The organism is Salsuginibacillus kocurii DSM 18087 (genome assembly GCF_000377705.1).
Lineage (GTDB): Bacteria > Bacillota > Bacilli > Bacillales > Marinococcaceae > Salsuginibacillus > Salsuginibacillus kocurii.
Genome location: NZ_KB898626.1, coordinates 292,309 through 311,248, shown reverse-complemented (window position 1 = coordinate 311,248; position 18,940 = coordinate 292,309). Strand labels below are relative to the sequence as shown.

Here is an 18,940-nt window from a genome sequence, read left to right as displayed (position 1 = left end):
TAGGAGGGGTTCCGTTGATTAACCGTGTGGTTCTAGTCGGAAGGCTTACCCGTGATCCGGAATTAAGGTATACTCCAAACGGGGTGGCTGTCTGTAATTTCGGTATTGCTGTGAATCGAACGTTCACTAATCAGCATGGCGAACGGGAAGCCGACTTTTTTAATTGTGTGGTTTGGCGCAAGCAAGCCGAAAATGTAGCGAATTACTTGAAAAAAGGTAGTCAAGCTGGTATTGATGGCCGTTTGCAAAGCCGTAGCTACGAAAATAACGAAGGACGCCGAGTCACCGTTGTAGAGGTAGTTGGCGATAGTGTTCAGTTTCTTGAACCACGAGGCGGCAGTGGAACCGCTAACAATGATCCGTACGGGGCCCCGTCGCAAGAAACTTCAGGCGGCGGCTATGGAGGACAGCAAGATTCTCAGAGTTTAAAGAATGATCCGTTTGCCGACCAGGGCAAAGCGATCGATATCTCTGATGATGACTTGCCTTTCTAAAGTAGCGCTCCTAAAATTAATAATAGAACCTTTTAGCTAATAGATTAACGAAATAAGTAAGAAGGAGGTTTTTATTCATGGCACGTCGTAGAGGAAAACGCAGAAAAGTGTGTTACTTCACGGTCAACAAAATCGAGAAAATCGATTATAAAGATGTTGACTTGTTGAAAAAGTTTGTTTCTGAGCGCGGTAAAATTTTACCTCGCCGAGTAACAGGAACTTCCGCTAAATATCAACGTCAATTGACTCGTGCAATTAAACGTGCGCGTCAAGCGGCCCTACTTCCATTTGTTCGTGAAAACTAATTCACGTAAGAATACCGAAGCACAGCTGGCACCGTTGCCGCTGTGCTCTTTTTACACTATCGGCCAATAATAAAGTACTATAAATAGTAGGATACGAGTCGGTAGAGAAGGTGCTTTTTGAGGGAGGCAGTTAATTTCTCCCGGCCCCTAAGTTTATAACTAACAGGCATAAAACTCGTCACTTTCCATTTTAGTTGTGATCAGCTACAATAAACCCGTGATTATTTCTATAAATGTGAAGATAGAACTACTGGTGTATCATTAACTCAGCTTTTGGTGTTAGCGGTTTGGAACCGTTTCTTTCTTCTGGAATGCGGCAGAGGCCTCCTCGCACCGGGTAAGAAGCGGGCGGCACTATTTTCAAATGCGCTCTGCCTTTTTTATTTATTATGGGAGCCCTTGGCTTACTATTCCTTTTCGTTGTGGCCGCTTCCTCTTCGAGGAAAAAAAGGAAGATGCGCCAATGAGTGGGCTCCTACGCTTTTCTACTTACGGGGTGAGGTTATGAAGCAAACGCGAGCACTTACAGAAGGGGCGGTTATGCTTGCCCTATTTATGATATTAGTGGGTATGGCCCTCTTTATACCTGTAATAGGTACTCTTGTTATTTGGCTCCTTCCACTGCCTTTTATTGTCTATACGGTCCGATTTGGTTTAAAGCCTGCCTTTATTGTTTGGATTACTGCTTTTTTCATCAGTTTTCTTTTAGGAGGGGTGTTGGCGCTTCCATTTACGCTGCTCTTTGCTTCGGGAGGAGTGGTGATTGGTGAACTGATTCGACGAGAAAAAGAAGCGTTGATGGTACTTGTAGGAGGAAGCTTGACATATATTGTCGGACTGATCATTGTTTTTGTCGGGAGTATTGTCATTTTTGACATTGATCCTGTACAGTCAATGCAGGAAGCCATGGAACAGTCTATACACTCAGCGGAATCCATGCTTTTCTCCCTAGGACAAGAACCAGGTGAGCAATTGGAAGAGTTTGAAGAAGCTCTTGCTCTTCTTCAAGAAATGACTCCGATGATACTTACTTTAACAGGAATTGGCTTGGCTTTAGTCAGCCAGGGAATTAGCCATGTCGTTCTTCGACGTTTAAAAGAAAGCTATCAGGCATTCCCTCCATTTCGGGATTGGAATATGCCAAAATCTTTTATTTGGTATTACTTAGCGGCTCTTATCGCTGTACTTATCGGAGTGGAAGAAGGCACTCCTAGTTACACCGTCTTGTGGAATGTGTTTCCGCTGCTTGAAATCGCAATGACGGTCCAAGGTCTTACAGTTGTTTTCTTATTTTTTCATCAACGAAATGGAAGCAGAGTGATACCTTTTCTTATCCTCGGCTCCAGTATAATTATTCCGTTCCTTCTTGACCTTATTCGCTTGCTCGGTATCGTGGATCTCGGGTTTGAATTGAAGAAGCGAATGCAAACTGATCAAAAATAGGGGTTGAAGCTATGCCTAGGTTTTTGCTGAAACGGTGGCACGGATATCATGTAATTGCCCTGTTTACGATTGCAGTAATCATGGCTGCCATACTCTCTTTCTATCAATGGGAAGTGGGTCTTATTGCCCTGTTTCTGCTCGGCCTTCTTGTTATTTTTACGTTCCAAGCCCGAGCTGCATTTGAAAAAGATTTAGAACAGTATATATCTACTTTAAGCTATCGCGTTAGTAAAGCAGGAGAAGAAGCAGTCTCTCAAATTCCCATCGGTATTGTGCTTTACAACAGTCAATATGCGGTGCAATGGGCGAATCCTTATATGCTTGAATATCTTCCAGATGAATTTTTGGGAAGGCCGCTTGATGACATCTCTGGAGAGTTAGCACCCTTAATAGAGCGGGGGGAACGTGAAGAGAAATTAACGATTGGGGATCGGTATTATCATGTCACCCTAAAGCCGGAAGAGCGCTTGCTTTACTTTTTTGACATGACCGAAACAGCTGAAACCCATGCCCTTTACACCGAAGAACAAACGGTGATAGGTTTTATTTATCTAGACAATTATGATGAAGTGACTCAAGGCATGGATGACCAGATTCGCAGTAAACTAATGAGCCAAGTGACTTCTGCTTTAAACCATTGGGCTAATAAACATGATATTATGCTACGCAGGACTTCTTCAGAACGTTTTATTGCAGTCTTTAACCAACGTTCACTTTATGAAGCAGAAGAAACTCGGTTTGATATATTAGATGAAATTCGAGATGTTACCGCTAAAGAAAAAGTACCTCTCACGCTCAGCATTGGGGTAGGGAGCGGGGAGTCTTCTCTGCGTGAACTTGGAGAGTTAGCTCAGTCCAGTCTCGACTTAGCCCTTGGGCGCGGTGGTGACCAAGTAGCCATCAAAGAAAAAAGCGGACAAGTTCGCTTTTATGGTGGAAAATCCAATGCGATGGAAAAACGGACACGTGTGCGGGCCCGCGTCATCTCTCATGCTCTGCGCGACTTCGTGCTAGAGAGTGACCAGGTAATCATTATGGGGCATAAAAATCCGGATATGGACGCGATCGGCGCAGCGCTTGGTGTATTAAAAATTGCTGAAGTAAATGAAACAGATGCCTATATTGTCGTCGATCCTAACGAAATAAACCCTGATGTAAAAAAGTTAATGGAAGAAGTAGAACGACATGACTTTTTGTGGGCTCACTTTATCACACCAAATGAGGCCATGGAAGAAATGACGCGGCATTCTCTGTTAGTAGTTGTTGATACTCACAAGCCTTCACTTGTTATTGAACAGCGGCTGCTTGACTATATCGACCGGGTTGTAGTGCTTGATCATCACCGGCGTGGAGAGGAATTCATTAAAGATCCAGTGCTAGTGTACATGGAGCCTTATGCGTCTTCTACAGCAGAACTGGTCACTGAGCTGTTAGAATATCAGCCGAAGAAAGTGAAAATGGATGTCCTAGAAGCTACTGCTATGTTGGCCGGAATTATGGTTGATACAAAGAGTTTTGCGATTCGTACAGGCTCGAGAACGTTTGATGCAGCTTCGTTTTTAAAAGCTAATGGCGCTGATACTGCTGCTGTGCAAATGCTCTTAAAAGAAGATATCGATCAATATGTTAAACGCTCCAAACTGATCGAGAATGCTTCGATTTATCAAGAAGGCATGGCTATTGCCAGAGCTTCTGAAGATGAATCATATGATCAAATTTTGATTGCGCAAGCTGCTGATACGCTGCTTACCATGAATAATGTCCGCGCTTCTTTTGTTATATCCCGTTTAAATGATGGGCGTGTTAGCATAAGTGCCAGGTCTCTTGGTGAGGTAAATGTGCAGCTTATCATGGAAAAACTTCATGGAGGCGGACATTTAACAAATGCGGCAACCCAAATTCAAGATGCCAACCTCGAAGAAGCTCATAAGATGCTTGAAAATGCTATTGATGAATATTTGGAAGGGGGAGCTTAACCATGAAGGTTATTTTTAAACAGGATGTTAAAGGAAAAGGGAAAAAGGGAGACGTAAAAGAAGTTTCTGAAGGTTATGCTAGAAATTACTTGCTAAAGAATAATTTGGCAGTTGAAGCAACAAAAGCAAACCTTAACGCTCTCGAAAATAAAAAAGAACAAGAGCGCCAGAAAGAAGCACAAGAATTAGAGGATGCGAAAAACCTTAAAGAAGAATTAGAAAATACCACCGTAGAAATGACCGCAAAGGCGGGAGAGGCTGGACGGTTATTTGGGGCAGTATCTAATAAGCAAGTTGCTGATAAATTAAAGAAAATGGGTTATACCATCGACAAACGGAAAATCGAAATGAAAGATCCGATCCGTAATCTTGGCGTTACTAAAGTTCCGGTTAAAATTCACCCTGAAGTGACGGCTACTCTTAATATTCGCGTATCTGAACAATAAAGAAAATGGTTGATGTCATACATCAACCATTTTCTTTATCTTGTGTTACTGCTACCATGTATAGATGTAGGCGAGCGGGTTATAGCGTTGGCTAGCCTCACCGAAAGTTTTAGAGAGAAGGGTAGGTTAAGAAAACATGAGTGAATGGTTCGGAGAACGCACCCCTCCTCAAAATATAGAAGCAGAGCAAGCTGTACTAGGAGCTATTTTTCTCGATGGCCAAGCTATTGTCACGGCTTCTGAACGCTTGCAGCCAGATGATTTTTACCGTGCTTCTCACACGAGATTATATCGGGTGATGATGGAATTATCCGAACGGGGCGAACCAGTAGACCTTGTGACAGTGACTTCAGCTCTTCAGGATCGCCAGTGGCTTGAAGAGGTAGGAGGCATTACGTATTTAACGGAGTTGGCGAATTCCGTGCCAACGGCAGCAAACGTTGGCTATTATAGTCAAATTGTTGAAGAAAAATCCTTGTTACGCCGTTTAATCCGAGCAGCAACATCAATTGCTTCAGAAGGTTACGAGAGTGAAACCGAAGTTGAAGATGTGATTAGCGATGCCGAGCGTTCTATTCTAGAAGTCTCTCAACGTCGAAACTCCAGTGCCTTTATCCCCATTAAAGATGTGTTAATTGAAACCTATGACAACATCGAGTTCATGCAAAACCGTGACAATGATATCACTGGGATTTCCAGCGGTTTTTCTGATCTCGATCGCATGACTGCAGGGTTTCAACGGAGTGATTTGGTTATTGTTGCGGCACGTCCTTCCATGGGTAAGACAGCATTTGCTTTAAATATTGCTCAAAACATTGCTACGAAAACAGATGAAAACGTAGCTATTTTCAGTCTGGAAATGGGAGCCTCCCAGCTCGTTCAGCGTATGTTATGTGCGGAAGGAAATATTGATGCCCAGAAAATGCGGACGGGAGCTCTGGAGGAAGAAGATTGGGAAAAGCTCACGATGGCCATGGGCAGCCTGTCCCGGGCAGGTATTTATATTGATGATTCACCAGGCGTTAAAGTAAGTGAAATTCGGGCCAAATGTAGACGCCTTAAGCAAGAAAGTGGCTTAGGGATGGTTTTGATTGACTATCTTCAACTTATACAAGGTAGTGGTACGAGGAGCGGGGAAAGTAGACAACAGGAAGTATCCGAAATCTCAAGAGCTTTGAAAGGATTAGCAAGAGAGCTGGATGTACCAGTGATCGCTCTTTCTCAGCTTTCAAGAGGAGTAGAATCTAGACAGGATAAACGGCCGATGATGTCTGACCTAAGAGAATCCGGTAGTATCGAGCAGGATGCCGATATTGTGTCTTTTCTTTATCGGGAAGATTACTATGACCAGGAATCTGAAAATCAAAACACTATTGAAATCATTATTGCCAAGCAGAGAAACGGTCCCGTGGGAGCCGTGGAGCTCGCGTTTATAAAAGAATACAACAAGTTTGTTAATATAGATCACAGCCATGCAGAAAGCAGCATACCACCTACGGCTTAATAGATTGAAACCTCTTTTGCTAACTAGCAAAAGAGGTTTTTTCGATATTAAGGGAAACAATAGCCTTAGAAGGAAAGTCCATCCTACGTTGTAGTTTAATAACGAATATAAAATGTCTATTTTGTTCCAATGTTCGTGTTTTGTTGACTTCCCTTCTGCTAGTTGGTACACTATGATAGGGTTTTTACTCAAATCTCTTCAAAACATGAGATGTTTTAAGTAGTAAACTCATTTTACATAAGCTGTTGAGAAGAAAAAATAGGCATAGATGGATGGAAAGCGTGAAGTACTTTTATTACATGTATGATTATCACTGGGGAGGTGAGTCCTTTGTCATCAGTAGTCATTGTTGGTACGCAATGGGGAGACGAAGGAAAGGGGAAAATTACGGATTATCTTTCAGAGAATGCAGAAGTAGTTGCCAGGTATCAAGGCGGGAATAATGCAGGTCACACGATTGTTTTTGGTGGAGAAACCTATAAGCTTCACTTAATTCCTTCTGGGATTTTTTACGATGATAAAATCTGTGTGATTGGTAATGGGATGGTGATTGACCCGAAAGCTCTTGTAGAAGAGTTGAATTACTTGCACGAGCGGGGAATCAATACAAGTAACCTACGGATTAGTAACCGGGCTCATGTTATTTTGCCTTACCATGTTAAACTTGATGCAGTTGAAGAAGAGAGCAAAGGTGAAAATAAAATCGGCACGACTCGAAAAGGTATAGGCCCTGCTTATATGGACAAAGCGGCTAGAACCGGTATTCGAATTGCTGATCTTTTGGACCGCGAGGAATTTGAACTTAAGCTGGAGCGTAACTTACAGGAAAAAAATCGTGTTTTTGAAAAAATTCACGAAACTGAAGGCTTCACAGTTGCGGATATTCTTAATGAGTATTTTGAATATGGACAGGAGTTCGCTAAGTACGTGTATGATACTTCCGTTGAATTAAACGAAGCCATTGACCAGGGCCGGAGAGTACTTTTTGAAGGAGCTCAAGGGGTCATGCTCGATATTGACCAAGGAACATACCCATTTGTAACTTCTTCAAATCCGATTGCTGGCGGGGTAACTATTGGCTCCGGGGTAGGTCCATCTAAAATTCATCATGTACTTGGGGTTTCAAAAGCGTATACTACCCGGGTCGGTGATGGGCCGTTTCCAACAGAATTGGAATGCGACATTGGTGCCCATATCCGCGATGTCGGAAACGAGTATGGCACAACCACTGGCCGAGCCAGACGTGTTGGTTGGTTTGACAGTGTGGTAGTACGCCACGCCCGTCGCGTAAGTGGAATTACAGACCTTTCTCTTAATTCGATCGATGTGTTGACTGGTTTAGATACGGTTAAGATCTGTACAGCGTATCGTTATAAAGGAAAAGTACTCGAAGAATTTCCAGCCAGTTTGAAAGTCTTAGCTGAATGTGAGCCTGTTTATGAAGAAATGCCTGGATGGAGTGAAGATATTACTGGAGTACGTTCATTAAATGAGCTGCCAGAAAATGCGCGTCATTACATTGAACGCATTTCTCAGTTAACGAACATTCCACTTTCTATTTTTTCAGTAGGTCCGGATCGTGAACAAACAAATTTAGTAAGAGGAGTATGGGGGCTGTAAGCCCCCATGTTTCCCTTTTTTAACAGGCAGCAGTTAATTTTTAATTTTTGAAGAAAAAATTTTTGAAACCTATTGCATGATTCAAAGTGACATGCTATTATATGTTTTGTCGCACAGATGAGGTTGCTGCCTACCAATCAGCGCGCGAGCCATTAGCTCAGTTGGTAGAGCATCTGACTTTTAATCAGAGGGTCGGAGGTTCGAATCCTCCATGGCTCACCATTTTAGTTTTTTACGTGGCCCGTTGGTCAAGGGGTTAAGACACCGCCCTTTCACGGCGGTAACGCGGGTTCGAATCCCGCACGGGTCACCAAAATTATATAAGGGCCTGTGGTGTAGCGGTTAACATGCCTGCCTGTCACGCAGGAGATCGCGGGTTCGATTCCCGTCAGGCCCGCCATTTTTTGGGCTCGATAGCTCAGTCGGTAGAGCAGCGGACTGAAAATCCGCGTGTCGGCGGTTCGATTCCGTCTCGAGCCACCATTTTGAAAGAATACATACAGTTCTATAAACTAGCTAACAAACACCTTTCACTGCTGTGGAGGGTGTTTTTATATGACGTTGAATGAAAGCTTAGCGGACATGAGTTCCGTTATTTGGCTTCAAGCTGCTAAAAATCAAGGAAACGAGGAGCAATAACAGAACAGAGGACCGCTAATTTTCCCTGGCTCCTTATTTAATCAAAATAACGGAGTTTGACGCCCTTCATTTTTCGGTGTTCAGTTTGGGACGTTAGCGACATGAAATCGCTTCTGGGTCTGCCTGCGGCAGCTTTTCACTGGTTAAGAACCATGCCGCGCCGCTAACCAAATGCCCTCCACTTTTCTGTCTAGCTTCGTGTGCTAACGACTTGAGCTTCCTTCCACACTGCGGCGGACGAGTCCTCCTCGGCGGAGAGAAGAGCCCTGCGTCATTAATTAAGCTCGCTCTGGCGCTTAGATGCTCGAGGTTTTTTCTAGTCCTGACTCCGCGCAGCAGGCTGCGCTGCGCAGTTCTAGAAAAACTTGTCGCATCTGAGCAAAGCGCCTCCGCTTTTCATGTCTAGCTGCAAGCAGCAGGGGCTCGAGGTCATAAGCCGTTCGCCTTCAAAGTCAAAGAGCAACTTTGGCGCCGCCCGTCTTATGCTTGACGCCCCTGAACGCTGCTTTCCGCTTTTCTTTCAACCTAGCTATGTTAAAATAGAGGCGTATGTGTATAGGGAAAGAATAATAGATTTGCCTGCAAGCCTTAAAATATAAAGTAAGCTATACGAAACGGAGCGGATGAATAATGGAGGAAAAAATTCTTGTGGTGGATGATGAACAGCCGATTGCTGATATTTTAGAGTTTAGTCTCCAGAAAGAAGGGTTTGAAGTAGCTGTTGCTTATGACGGTAACGAAGCTGTAGCTAAAGTCCATGATTTTCATCCGGATATCGTCTTACTCGATATAATGCTGCCTCATAAGGATGGAATGGAAGTTTGCCGAGAGATTCGAAAGTCATTTGATATGCCAATTATTATGTTAACGGCTAAAGATGCCGAAATCGATAAAGTATTAGGCCTGGAGCTTGGGGCAGATGATTATGTAACGAAGCCGTTTTCTACGAGAGAATTGATTGCCCGGGTAAAAGCTAACCTACGCCGACAGCAGAATGTTCCAGAAAGTGAAGGAAAACGAGGCGGGGAAATAGAAATCGGCGACCTAATGATCGACCCGGATGCATATATGGTGACGAAAAAGGGAGAGAAAGTGGACCTTACCCACCGGGAGTTTGAATTAATTCACTATCTCGCTCGTCATATGGGACAAGTGATGACTCGAGAGCATTTGTTACAAGCCGTTTGGGGCTATGATTATTTTGGAGATGTCCGCACAGTAGATGTAACGGTACGGCGTCTTAGAGAAAAAGTAGAAGAAAATCCAAGTTATCCGAATTGGATCATTACGCGGCGCGGCGTTGGTTACTACATGCGGCACCCTGAACAGGAGAAATAACGATGAAAGTTATCGATTTTTTTAAATCGATTCACTTTAAGCTGATTGCGATTTATGTATTATTGATTTTAATAGCGATGCAGATTATCGGTGTTTATTTTACCCAGCAGCTAGAAGACCAGCTGATTAATAACCACCGAGATACAATGATTGAACAATCCAACTTGCTTGCTTATAACGTAGAACAGGAAATGACGGAAACAAGAGATGAAGATGATCCAGATCTTAGTTCTAGCATTGATTCGTTATTAAATGAAATTTTTCCGCTTGAGAATTCAGAAGTTCAAGTGATCGATGAGAATCAAGTTGTGCTTAGCACTTCAAGTGTAAACAATTCTCATATCGTCGGCCAGTTAAGCACAGAAGCGCGCGTAAAACGAGCGCTTCTTGGTCATCCTCCCGATGATGAAATTTTACGGGATGCAGAAACGGGTGAACGGAAAAGAGTGTTGGCACAGCCGGTTGAATCAGACGGCACCGTTATCGGAGCAGTATACATTGAGTCATCGGTGGAACAAATTTTTGGGGAGATGCAGGATATTAATAATATTTTGCTTACTGGAACAGCTATGTCGCTCGTTATTACTGCTTTTCTAGGTATTATGCTGGCTCGCACAATTACCCGCCCAATTGGAGACATGCGCAAGCAAGCGAAAATGATGGGTGAAGGAGACTACAGCAGGCGCGTGCGTGTATACGGCAATGACGAAATAGGCCAGTTAGCAGATTCGTTTAACGAACTTAATATGAAGTTAAAAGATGCTCACATTACCACTGAAGGTGAACGTAAAAAGCTGAGCTCTGTACTCACCCATATGACAGATGGAGTGATTGCAACCGATGAGTTAGGCCGCATTATGTTAATGAATAACCGCGCGGAAGAATTACTATCTACACCAAGCGATTCAGCGATGGGAAGATCTCTCCCAGAGGTGTTGCGCCTTTCTGAATCGTTAAGGCCAAGTGATTTATATGACTATTCAGAAGCGATTCTGCTTGATTTTAGCGATGAAGAACAAGATTATTTATTGGAAGCTAGTTTTTCAGTGATTCGAAATGTCGATGGCCCGATTACAGGGTTAATTACCGTGCTTCATGATGTCACGGAGCAAGAGAAAATCGAACAAGAACGCCGCGAATTTGTTTCCAATGTTTCTCATGAATTACGCACGCCTCTCACTACGCTAAAAAGTTACTTAGAAGCGTTAGAAGATGGTGCTATGGATAACAAAGAGCTGTCGAGCCGTTTCTTGCGCGTCACGCAAAATGAGACGGAGCGGATGATTCGCTTAGTTAATGACCTGTTACAGCTATCGAGAATGGATAGTAATGACCAAGAATTGTACTTTGAAACAAAAGATATGAGCAGCGTCTTACATGAAATCGCTGATCGCTATGAAATGATGATTAAAGACCAGGGTATTTCCTTTGTTCGTCATATTCCCGGTCACCCTGTATATGTAGATGTCGACACAGATAAAATTATTCAAGTATTTGACAATATTGTTTCTAATGCGGTGAAATATTCTCCGGACGGAGGCACGATCAGGTTTCGGGCCACCCCTGAAGAAAAACAAATTCGCGTTTCCATTGAAGATGAAGGAGCAGGTATTCCAAAAGAAAGTCAGCAAAAAGTATTTGAACGTTTTTATCGAGCAGATAAAGCACGAGCTAGAACGCTCGGTGGAACCGGTCTCGGTTTAGCTATTGCGAAAGAAATTGTACAGGCTCATGGGGGACAGATTGAGGTTGAAAGTGAAATGGGCCAAGGGACTACGTTATATGTAGTATTACCTTACTCCGTCTATAAACAAGCAGGAGGAGAAGCATGAGAACCGAACGAATTAAATCAGGTGTCCTGACTTTACTCGTGTTGACAAGCATGTGGCTTACGTATGAACTATGGTCGTATCAACCTGATTACAGTACTATCGAGCATTCTGAGGAGAGTTATATCGAGACGGAACCAATCGGGGATGAACAAGAAGTCGAAGAAACGATTTTCCCAGAACGAATTGTTTTTCATGATGAAGAAAATCTAGCCTGGTTAGACGGAAATGATAACAGGTTTGGAGCTTTCTATGAAAAGCTTCAAGATGCTCGCTTTGAAGAATTGGCGCTTCAATCAGACATTACAAATGAAGAAATTTATGAAGAGGAGCGAATAGCAGAAGTCATTTTTCCCGCTCCGATTCCTTGGACGATGTTAGATGAACTTTTTGAAGTTGAAGAAGACCTGCCTCACATTAACGTAGAAGAAATTGATCGAGTGTTGATTTCTGAACAAGCAGAAGGAGAGGACAATTTACAAATTAAACTCGTCTCCTGGGAAGAGGCAGCTATGATCACCGGTGAAACTAGCTTCAGCGGAAGTGAATTTAACGAGGTGTACCTAGATGCTATGGATGAACTGCCGGAGGTGTTTGTTTATGACCCAGGTGATGAGGAAGAGGAAGCTGCTCCGCTTTATTTGCCAGAGGAAAGTGTAAGTTATACGACTCGATCTTACTCTATGTCTAGTTTGGATGCAGAAGACTTTGCTCAAGTGTTGTTTAATGATCCTGATTATACACGTCATGCAGGCCAGGAATTTCAAAGTGATGGAAATAGAATGCTCGATATTGTTGAAGACGGGGGCTATATGCAATACAGCAATCCAGTCTTTAGCGACAACAATTCATCAAGTGAGAGTCATATATTGACCTCCGGGTTCGATTTTATTAATTCTCACGCAGGCTGGACGGGGAACTATCAGCTTTTTGATTGGGAAGAAGAAGGAAGCACTCAATCAGTTTCCTACCGTTTGCAAATTGAAGGTCTCCCGGTTTTTTCTGACGGTGCAACAGATGTAAATGTCATTGAACTAGAACGTGAGGGAAATCAAGTGTCCAGTTATGCTAGGCCTCTGTTCGACATTGATAATGAAGCATTTGATACTGGCTCTTTTGTTCAGTTAGAGAGCGGAGAAGAAATTTTAGAGACCATTGAGATGTACAGCGAAGTGCTCCCATTTGAAGAAAGTGATATAGAGAATTTAAGTGTTGGCTATGAAATGGAAAAGCAGGATTTGCTGGCTACACTAACACCAAGATGGTACGTTCAGGCTCATGGAAACTGGCATCCAATTGATGTTGACGAATTGAGCGAACAGGGGGAGACGGAGAATAATGGATTGGAATAGAACAAAAACCATTTTTATCGTTACCTTTCTTATGTTAAATAGCTTCTTGGTGTATCAGCTCATGGAACAGCGGGCTGATTATCAAACCAATGTCCAAGCAGAAACGACTGTACAAGAAACACTTGAAGAAAACAATATCACCCTTGAAACAGAATGGCCTGAAGAGATATCCGAAGGTCAGCACATTGTGAAATCCTCTTTTTCTGTGCCGGAAGATGCGATTGAAAATCTAAATGAAGACGATGAGTATGTCGTTGATGAAGACACTATAAACGTAAGTTTGAACGAGCCATTTGAACTCCCTCCTGAAGATATTACGGATGAATTAACGGAGTTTATCGAGGAATACGTCGTAGGCGGTGATTATTTCCGCTACGGATATTGGGACTCTGATGCCCGCCAGTTTGTTTTTTATCAAACGTACGAAGATCAGACCATCTATACGTATGAAGCTCATGCGTTAGTATTGTTTATTGATGAAGAAGGTAATATCGATAGTTTTGCTCAAAGTTTTTCAGATGTGGAAGCAGGCGGGCGCACCCAGGATTTTATTAGTCCTCCGTTGGCCCTTGAAAATTTGTTAAATGAAGGGGTGCTCATGTATAACGACGATATCACCCAAATGGATCTTGGTTTTCATAACCCCTTTGGGAATGAAGAGACGGTGCGAGCGTTTGCCCCTATGTATCTTATCGAAATTAATGGAGAAGAGATGTATCTCGTTCATGCAATTGAAGGCAATATTGTCGATTTAACGGAAGAGGATTCGTAAGGCGCGGCATCATTATGGAGGGAAAAGTATTGACATTAAAGTGCAGTGTACTAGCTAGCGGCAGTACTGGAAACGCTGTTTACGTTGAAACAAAGAAGCAACGTCTGTTAATTGATGCTGGTTTAAGTGGAAAAAAGATGGAGGAACTTTTAGCAAAAGTGGACCGTACTCCGAGGGAATTAGATGCCATTCTAGTCAGCCATGAACATAGTGACCATATAAAAGGAGTGGGGATCCTTGCGCGTAAGTATAACCTCCCCATTTATGCGAATGAAGCAACATGGCAAGCGATGGAGCAAAGTCTAGGCCCTATTCAATCAGAGCAACGTTTTCATTTAGAACCACAAACAGTTACCTCCTTCGCTGATTTGGACGTAGAGACATTCAGGGTGTCTCATGACGCCGCTGATCCTATGTTTTTCACCTTCCATCATGAGGGAAGAAAACTGGCATTAGCGACTGATATGGGCTATGTAAGTGACCAAATCAAAGGAACCATTCACGGTGCTCATACCCTTATTTTTGAAGCAAACCATGATATGAATATGCTGCGCATGGGGAAATATCCATGGAATGTGAAACGACGCATATTAGGTGACATGGGACACGTATCTAATGAGGATGCAGGAAAGGCATTAAGTGATTGTATTTCCTCTCATACCCAGCAAGTGTATCTAGCACATTTGAGCTTGGATAATAACATGAAAGAGCTAGCGCGGATGACAGTTTCCCAAGTCCTTGAGGAAAAAGGTTTTTACTCCGAGGGGAAACCACCTCTATTGGACACTGACCCGTATCGACCAACAGAGTTGATATCGGTATAACTCAGGAACAGACTTTTCAAGTTGGCTTAATAAGATGAAGTGAAGGCAAGGTTCTGCTAAACAGCAGGTCTTGCTTTTTTATGAAGCGTTTTTTGATACGTAGTTGTTGTGGCTAAAAAGCCTGGAAGGAGCAAGGGGGCGACTCTAGCTGAAAAAACGGGCAGTCAAGCCCCCAGGACAGGTTTCCGAGAAGGCTGACCTTGTAAAGAAGACACGGCGTCATCAAACGAAGGGAAGATGAAGTTGAACTCGCGCTTGTGCCAATGGTGAAAGCGTCCGCCTCGAGCAAATTCAAAAAGGGTCCCAATCCTTTGAAAGCAACTATCTGTAAGTTTAAAATGCTTAATAAAAGTTTGTCTTATTCATGGCCAAATCCCAGATCTTTGTTTAAATAAAAACGGTCGAGGGCATGCTAAACGCAGTGATTTTGAAAAAGTTTCAAAAACAGAACCTTTTGCTGGACGGCTTCAGAGACGCTTTTTAAAATATATATAGACAGGGTTCATACATTAGGCTACTGTTAAGATGAGAAAGGATGGTGAGGGGATCCGTGGGTTATTATGATAATCATATGGACGACCGCCAGAACCGTCGAAATAATAAGCGATCAGGTTCAGGGGCAGGACTTTATGGCTTTCTTGGAGCTTTAGTTGGTGCTGGAGCTGTACTGCTTTTCATGTCACTAGGAGGTAATGGCCTATTTTCAGCAGTGACTGATACAAGTGAAGAAAACCAAGAGATGGAGCAAGTAGTTGAAGAGGGAGAACAACAAGAGCAACACGAAGAAGATACCCCAACAGAAACAGTAGATGTAGACGTTAACACAGATATAAGCCGAGCGGTGGAAGAAGTCTCTGATTCCGTAGTTGGAGTATTTAACTTGCAGGAAACCGACTTTTGGGCAGAAGAAGGTACAAGTGCAGGAAATGGGTCTGGCGTGATTTACAAGGTTGATGGAGAAGAAGCCTATATTGTAACGAACCAACACGTCATCGAAGGAGCAAATCAAGTAGAAGTGAGCATGGGCGAAGGTTTAAGAGTTGAAGCCGAAGTTTTAGGTGAAGATGTCTTAACAGACCTTGCTGTATTGCGTATAGATGCTGATGAAGTTGATACTGTAGCAGAATTCGGGAATTCCGAAAACCTAAGCAGTGGTGAGCCGGCCATTGCGATTGGTAATCCACTAGGGCCACAATTTGCCCGAACGGTAACCCAGGGGATTATTAGTTCTACAGAACGCAGTCTACCGATTGATATGACTGGCGATGGACAGATTGATTGGCATGCAGAAGTACTACAAACCGATGCTGCGATTAACCCAGGAAACAGTGGGGGTGCGCTCGTTAATATTAATGGAGAAGTCATTGGAATTAATTCCATGAAAATTGCCCAGTCGGCAGTTGAAGGCATCGGTTTTGCCATACCTACTTCAATAGCAGTTCCCGTTATTGAAGATTTAGAACAACATGGTGAAGTTCGACGTCCAGAATTAGGGGTAGCCATCAATTCGTTATCTGAAATTCCAAGCTATCACTGGCAGGAAACATTAATGCTGCCAGAAGAAGTAGAATCCGGGGTGTTTGTAGTGGATGTAGTCACTAACTCCGCAGCTGACCAAGCAGGCTTGGAAGAATATGATGTTATAACCGAAATTAATGGGGTTGCCATCCATGATGGACATGACTTAAGACAATATCTTTATACAGAAGCTGAAATTGGCCAAACGATAGAGGTCACATTTTACCGTGAAGGAGAGCAGCATTCCATAAGTGTCGACCTCCAAGAAGGAGAACAATTATAATAAGAAATGCTGAAAGCTGCGATCAATAGTGAGACAAGTGTGCATCCTATCTCACCTTATAACGTTAACCTCTCACTTCAAGTTAAGTGAGAGGTTTTTCTATCCACACTTCATGCCAAAGGTCTGCTTAGTTATTTATCCACATGTGTGCATTTCAAGTTAAATTACAACTTATGCTACAATGAAGGAGTTGAAAGAAAGGTGGGAGGATATGATCTATTGCTGTAAAACTCATGTAGAACAAGGGTTAGATGATATTGTAGATAAGCATGAGGCCGTCCCTATTTTTGAAAACGTACCTGAAGAGAAGGAGTTACTCTTATGTGAGTATTGTACAAATACAGCTGAATATAAAATTTCAGCAGGGTAGAACTAGATATCCACATGTGGATAAAATGTGCATAAGTAAAGGAGTCTAGCATGCAAATTCAAATTGTAGCTGCAGGGAAGCTAAAAGAACGTTACTTACAAGAAGGGATCAGCGAATATGAAAAACGACTTAAAAAAGATGCAGCCCTTCAAATTATTGAAGTTCCTGATGAAAAAACCCCTAGTATACGAAGTGAAAAGGAAGAAACATTAATAAAGGAAAAAGAAGGAAAAAAACTCCTTGCAAAAATTCCACATGATGCTTATGTGATTGCCTTGGAACCTCAAGGAAAAGAATTTACTTCGGAAGAACTGGCAGATCACTTAAAAGAGCTTGCTATTTATGGGAAAAGCAAAGTTTCTTTTATTATTGGAGGCTCTTTAGGATTAAGTAAAGAAGTATTACAACGAGCAGATAGAAAGTGGTCCTTTTCCAAGCTGACCTTTCCTCATCAATTGATTCGCTTAATGTTGGTTGAACAGCTGTATCGAAGCTTCCAAATTCAAAAAGGCACACCATACCATAAATAAACCGGTAGACTTATGGGCTAGCGGTTTATACTTTTTCTAGTTTTTTTTGCTCGTTTGACCTGGTATAAGCGAAGTGCAATATACCCCCCAATCAAAAGCGCAATAATAGAAAAGATTACATATTGAAAGCGTTGAAACCAATTATAAATAACTTCAATATTTCCTAATTGTCCTAAATAAAACATTAGAAGAGCGGTAGGAAAAACCCCGATAAACGTAAACAAACCGTAGCGAAACGGACGAATTTCACAAAAAGCAGCAACATAGGCGATATAGCCCATTCCGACCATTCTGCCGCCTGCAATGGCCCATTCTCCGTATTTTTCTACCATATGTTGCATTCGTTTTAAACGGCCGCTATTTAATTTTTTCTTGAATAAGTAATGATAACGGTTAGCTAGTAGATAGGGGATGAAACTAACCACCATATAAATCCCAGAGGAAAGTAAACTGAGCAAGAACCAATCTGTCCAACCCGGATCAAGAATATAACCATATGCCAGCATAAATATGGCTGCAGGAAAAGGAATAGAAAGAGCTTCAATCGCCACGCCTAGAATGAGCCCGACAATGCCAAGCTGTTCAAGTATTGAGAGGATAAATTCAAGCATAATAGGCTCCTTCATTAGTCAATAAGATCAATAACTTCTGAAGAGAATATTCCCCGGTTATATGTTCCAAAAACAACTCTTTTGATTATAGATTGAAAAAGGGTGGTTAATCATTTGGAAGGGATATATTTACTATAATGCTGGAAGAAAGAGCAGATTAGTTTCAAAAGTATTATAACCAGTGGGAAAAAACTTATGGAAAATAAATAATTGTAGATGATAATGAGGCTTTCTCTGTTGTTTCAAAGAAATAGAATCTCCTATATGATAGAGGGAGAGAAAATATAAGGAGGGGCACAAGTGAAGGTTTCAGAATGGAAAGAAATGATTGCTCAAGCAAAATTATGGGCTATAGAAGCAGGAAAAGAACAACTAAAACGAATGGATCAACCAATGGATATATCTTCAAAAACATCAGATATTGATTTTGTAACAGAAGTAGATATTTGGACAGAGAACTTTTTGAAAGAACGTATCCTCGACCGTTATCCGGATCATGCCCTTTTGACAGAAGAGAGTGGTGTACATAGCGGCAAAGCAGATTATGAATGGGTAATAGACCCGATTGATGGAACAGTTAATTATGCAAGAGGGTTACCAGCCTTTTGTATTTCTATAGGGATTCGCTATAAGGGAGAAACGGTTGCCGGTTTGATTCATGCACCTAAGTTAGGGGAAACATATGAAACGATAAAAGGAGAAGGAGCATGGTGTAATAATGAGCCTATCCAAGTTTCAACTGTATACACCCTCTCCAAAGCTGTGTTAGGTACGGGTTTCCCTTATGATAAAGCAACAGACTCAGATAATAATGTAGAGCATTTCTCAACGATGATTACCCAAATAGGTGGGATTCGTCGCATAGGAGCAGCAGCTCTTGATTTAGCAATGGTGGCTTCTGGAAAGCTCGACGGTTATTGGGAACTTAAACTAAAGGAATGGGACGTTGAAGCGGGCATTCTGTTAGTAGCAGAAGCAGGTGGCCAAGCAGAAGTGTTTCCAGAGCCAAAAGGATTAAGTGTCAGGGCAGGGAATAAAGAAATATTTAACATTCTCAAAGACCAAATTAAACGTTAATGTTTCATG

17 protein-coding genes and 4 tRNA genes are annotated in these 18,940 nt (G+C 42.3%); 20 read left to right on the top strand and 1 reads right to left on the bottom strand.

Annotated features, from left to right (window positions below):
- Window positions 1-14 precede the first annotated feature (14 nt).
- The 19 genes from ssb to rlmH all read left to right on the top strand — a co-directional run bounded on the left by ssb (window position 15) and on the right by rlmH (window position 17,243).
- Window positions 15-494, top strand: coding sequence for a single-stranded DNA-binding protein (gene ssb / locus D469_RS0110110; protein WP_018923273.1), 480 nt, complete (start codon window positions 15-17; stop codon window positions 492-494).
- Window positions 495-571: 77 nt separating this feature from the next.
- Window positions 572-799, top strand: a complete 228-nt coding sequence (gene rpsR / locus D469_RS0110105) for a 30S ribosomal protein S18 (protein ID WP_018923272.1) — start codon at window positions 572-574, stop codon at window positions 797-799.
- A gap of 504 nt (window positions 800-1,303) precedes the next feature.
- The gene (locus tag D469_RS0110100; protein ID WP_018923271.1) at window positions 1,304-2,242 is read left to right on the top strand and encodes a YybS family protein; all 939 of its coding nucleotides are present in this window, start codon (window positions 1,304-1,306) and stop codon (window positions 2,240-2,242) included.
- Window positions 2,243-2,253: 11 nt separating this feature from the next.
- On the top strand, window positions 2,254-4,218 hold the full coding sequence (locus D469_RS0110095; RefSeq protein WP_018923270.1) for a DHH family phosphoesterase: 1,965 nt from the start codon (window positions 2,254-2,256) through the stop codon (window positions 4,216-4,218).
- Window positions 4,219-4,220: 2 nt separating this feature from the next.
- Window positions 4,221-4,664: a 50S ribosomal protein L9 gene (gene rplI, locus D469_RS0110090; protein ID WP_018923269.1), complete on the top strand. Its 444-nt coding sequence runs from the start codon at window positions 4,221-4,223 to the stop codon at window positions 4,662-4,664.
- Between the two features lie 136 nt (window positions 4,665-4,800).
- Entirely contained in the window at window positions 4,801-6,168 is a 1,368-nt protein-coding gene (gene dnaB, locus D469_RS0110085) for a replicative DNA helicase (RefSeq protein ID WP_018923268.1), read from the top strand.
- 330 nt (window positions 6,169-6,498) lie between these two features.
- The gene (locus tag D469_RS0110080; protein ID WP_018923267.1) at window positions 6,499-7,788 is read left to right on the top strand and encodes an adenylosuccinate synthase; all 1,290 of its coding nucleotides are present in this window, start codon (window positions 6,499-6,501) and stop codon (window positions 7,786-7,788) included.
- A gap of 146 nt (window positions 7,789-7,934) precedes the next feature.
- A tRNA-Lys gene (locus D469_RS0110075) sits at window positions 7,935-8,010 on the top strand.
- Window positions 8,011-8,026: 16 nt separating this feature from the next.
- Window positions 8,027-8,101, top strand: a tRNA-Glu gene (locus D469_RS0110070).
- An 11-nt stretch (window positions 8,102-8,112) separates the two neighbouring features.
- Window positions 8,113-8,188: transfer RNA gene (locus D469_RS0110065), tRNA-Asp, on the top strand.
- A gap of 7 nt (window positions 8,189-8,195) precedes the next feature.
- A tRNA-Phe gene (locus D469_RS0110060) sits at window positions 8,196-8,271 on the top strand.
- Between the two features lie 786 nt (window positions 8,272-9,057).
- Window positions 9,058-9,765, top strand: coding sequence for a response regulator YycF (yycF, locus tag D469_RS0110050; RefSeq protein WP_018923266.1), 708 nt, complete (start codon window positions 9,058-9,060; stop codon window positions 9,763-9,765).
- Window positions 9,766-9,767: 2 nt separating this feature from the next.
- Complete coding sequence (gene walK / locus D469_RS0110045) at window positions 9,768-11,597, top strand: cell wall metabolism sensor histidine kinase WalK (RefSeq protein ID WP_018923265.1); 1,830 nt, start codon at window positions 9,768-9,770, stop codon at window positions 11,595-11,597.
- Window positions 11,594-12,946, top strand: coding sequence for a YycH family regulatory protein (locus D469_RS0110040; protein WP_018923264.1), 1,353 nt, complete (start codon window positions 11,594-11,596; stop codon window positions 12,944-12,946). The genes walK and D469_RS0110040 overlap by 4 nt, the downstream gene beginning before the upstream one ends.
- Window positions 12,933-13,718, top strand: a complete 786-nt coding sequence (locus D469_RS0110035; protein ID WP_018923263.1) for a two-component system regulatory protein YycI — start codon at window positions 12,933-12,935, stop codon at window positions 13,716-13,718. The genes D469_RS0110040 and D469_RS0110035 overlap by 14 nt, the downstream gene beginning before the upstream one ends.
- Before the next feature lie 29 nt (window positions 13,719-13,747).
- Window positions 13,748-14,542, top strand: a complete 795-nt coding sequence (locus D469_RS0110030; protein ID WP_018923262.1) for an MBL fold metallo-hydrolase — start codon at window positions 13,748-13,750, stop codon at window positions 14,540-14,542.
- A 550-nt stretch (window positions 14,543-15,092) separates the two neighbouring features.
- Complete coding sequence (locus D469_RS0110025; RefSeq protein WP_018923261.1) at window positions 15,093-16,343, top strand: S1C family serine protease; 1,251 nt, start codon at window positions 15,093-15,095, stop codon at window positions 16,341-16,343.
- A gap of 211 nt (window positions 16,344-16,554) precedes the next feature.
- Window positions 16,555-16,713 carry a CxxH/CxxC protein gene (locus D469_RS21615; protein ID WP_018923260.1) on the top strand — a complete coding sequence of 53 codons (159 nt, stop codon included), beginning with the start codon at window positions 16,555-16,557 and terminating at the stop codon, window positions 16,711-16,713.
- 50 nt (window positions 16,714-16,763) lie between these two features.
- Window positions 16,764-17,243, top strand: coding sequence for a 23S rRNA (pseudouridine(1915)-N(3))-methyltransferase RlmH (rlmH, locus tag D469_RS0110015; protein WP_018923259.1), 480 nt, complete (start codon window positions 16,764-16,766; stop codon window positions 17,241-17,243).
- Between the two features lie 17 nt (window positions 17,244-17,260).
- Here rlmH and D469_RS0110010 read toward each other — a convergent pair whose 3' ends face one another.
- Window positions 17,261-17,854, bottom strand: coding sequence for a DedA family protein (locus D469_RS0110010; RefSeq protein WP_018923258.1), 594 nt, complete (start codon window positions 17,852-17,854; stop codon window positions 17,261-17,263).
- Window positions 17,855-18,154: 300 nt separating this feature from the next.
- Here D469_RS0110010 and D469_RS0110005 point away from each other — a divergent pair, with 300 nt between their 5' ends.
- A complete protein-coding gene (locus D469_RS0110005; protein ID WP_018923257.1) occupies window positions 18,155-18,931 on the top strand; it encodes an inositol monophosphatase family protein in 777 nt (258 codons plus the stop codon).
- The last annotated feature ends 9 nt before the right edge of the window (window positions 18,932-18,940 follow it).

What these genes read in the sequence shown, in the direction of transcription:
- dnaB (WP_018923268.1), top strand. Translation starts at nt 4,801, where the DNA reads ATGAGTGAATGGTTCGGAGAACGCACCCCTCCTCAAAATATAGAAGCA.
- D469_RS0110035 (WP_018923263.1), top strand. Translation starts at nt 12,933, where the DNA reads ATGGATTGGAATAGAACAAAAACCATTTTTATCGTTACCTTTCTTATG.
- walK (WP_018923265.1), top strand. Translation starts at nt 9,768, where the DNA reads ATGAAAGTTATCGATTTTTTTAAATCGATTCACTTTAAGCTGATTGCG.
- rplI (WP_018923269.1), top strand. Translation starts at nt 4,221, where the DNA reads ATGAAGGTTATTTTTAAACAGGATGTTAAAGGAAAAGGGAAAAAGGGA.
- rlmH (WP_018923259.1), top strand. Translation starts at nt 16,764, where the DNA reads ATGCAAATTCAAATTGTAGCTGCAGGGAAGCTAAAAGAACGTTACTTA.
- rpsR (WP_018923272.1), top strand. Translation starts at nt 572, where the DNA reads ATGGCACGTCGTAGAGGAAAACGCAGAAAAGTGTGTTACTTCACGGTC.
- D469_RS0110010 (WP_018923258.1), bottom strand. Translation starts at nt 17,854, where the DNA reads ATGCTTGAATTTATCCTCTCAATACTTGAACAGCTTGGCATTGTCGGG.
- D469_RS21615 (WP_018923260.1), top strand. Translation starts at nt 16,555, where the DNA reads ATGATCTATTGCTGTAAAACTCATGTAGAACAAGGGTTAGATGATATT.
- D469_RS0110100 (WP_018923271.1), top strand. Translation starts at nt 1,304, where the DNA reads ATGAAGCAAACGCGAGCACTTACAGAAGGGGCGGTTATGCTTGCCCTA.
- D469_RS0110095 (WP_018923270.1), top strand. Translation starts at nt 2,254, where the DNA reads ATGCCTAGGTTTTTGCTGAAACGGTGGCACGGATATCATGTAATTGCC.
- yycF (WP_018923266.1), top strand. Translation starts at nt 9,058, where the DNA reads ATGGAGGAAAAAATTCTTGTGGTGGATGATGAACAGCCGATTGCTGAT.
- D469_RS0110040 (WP_018923264.1), top strand. Translation starts at nt 11,594, where the DNA reads ATGAGAACCGAACGAATTAAATCAGGTGTCCTGACTTTACTCGTGTTG.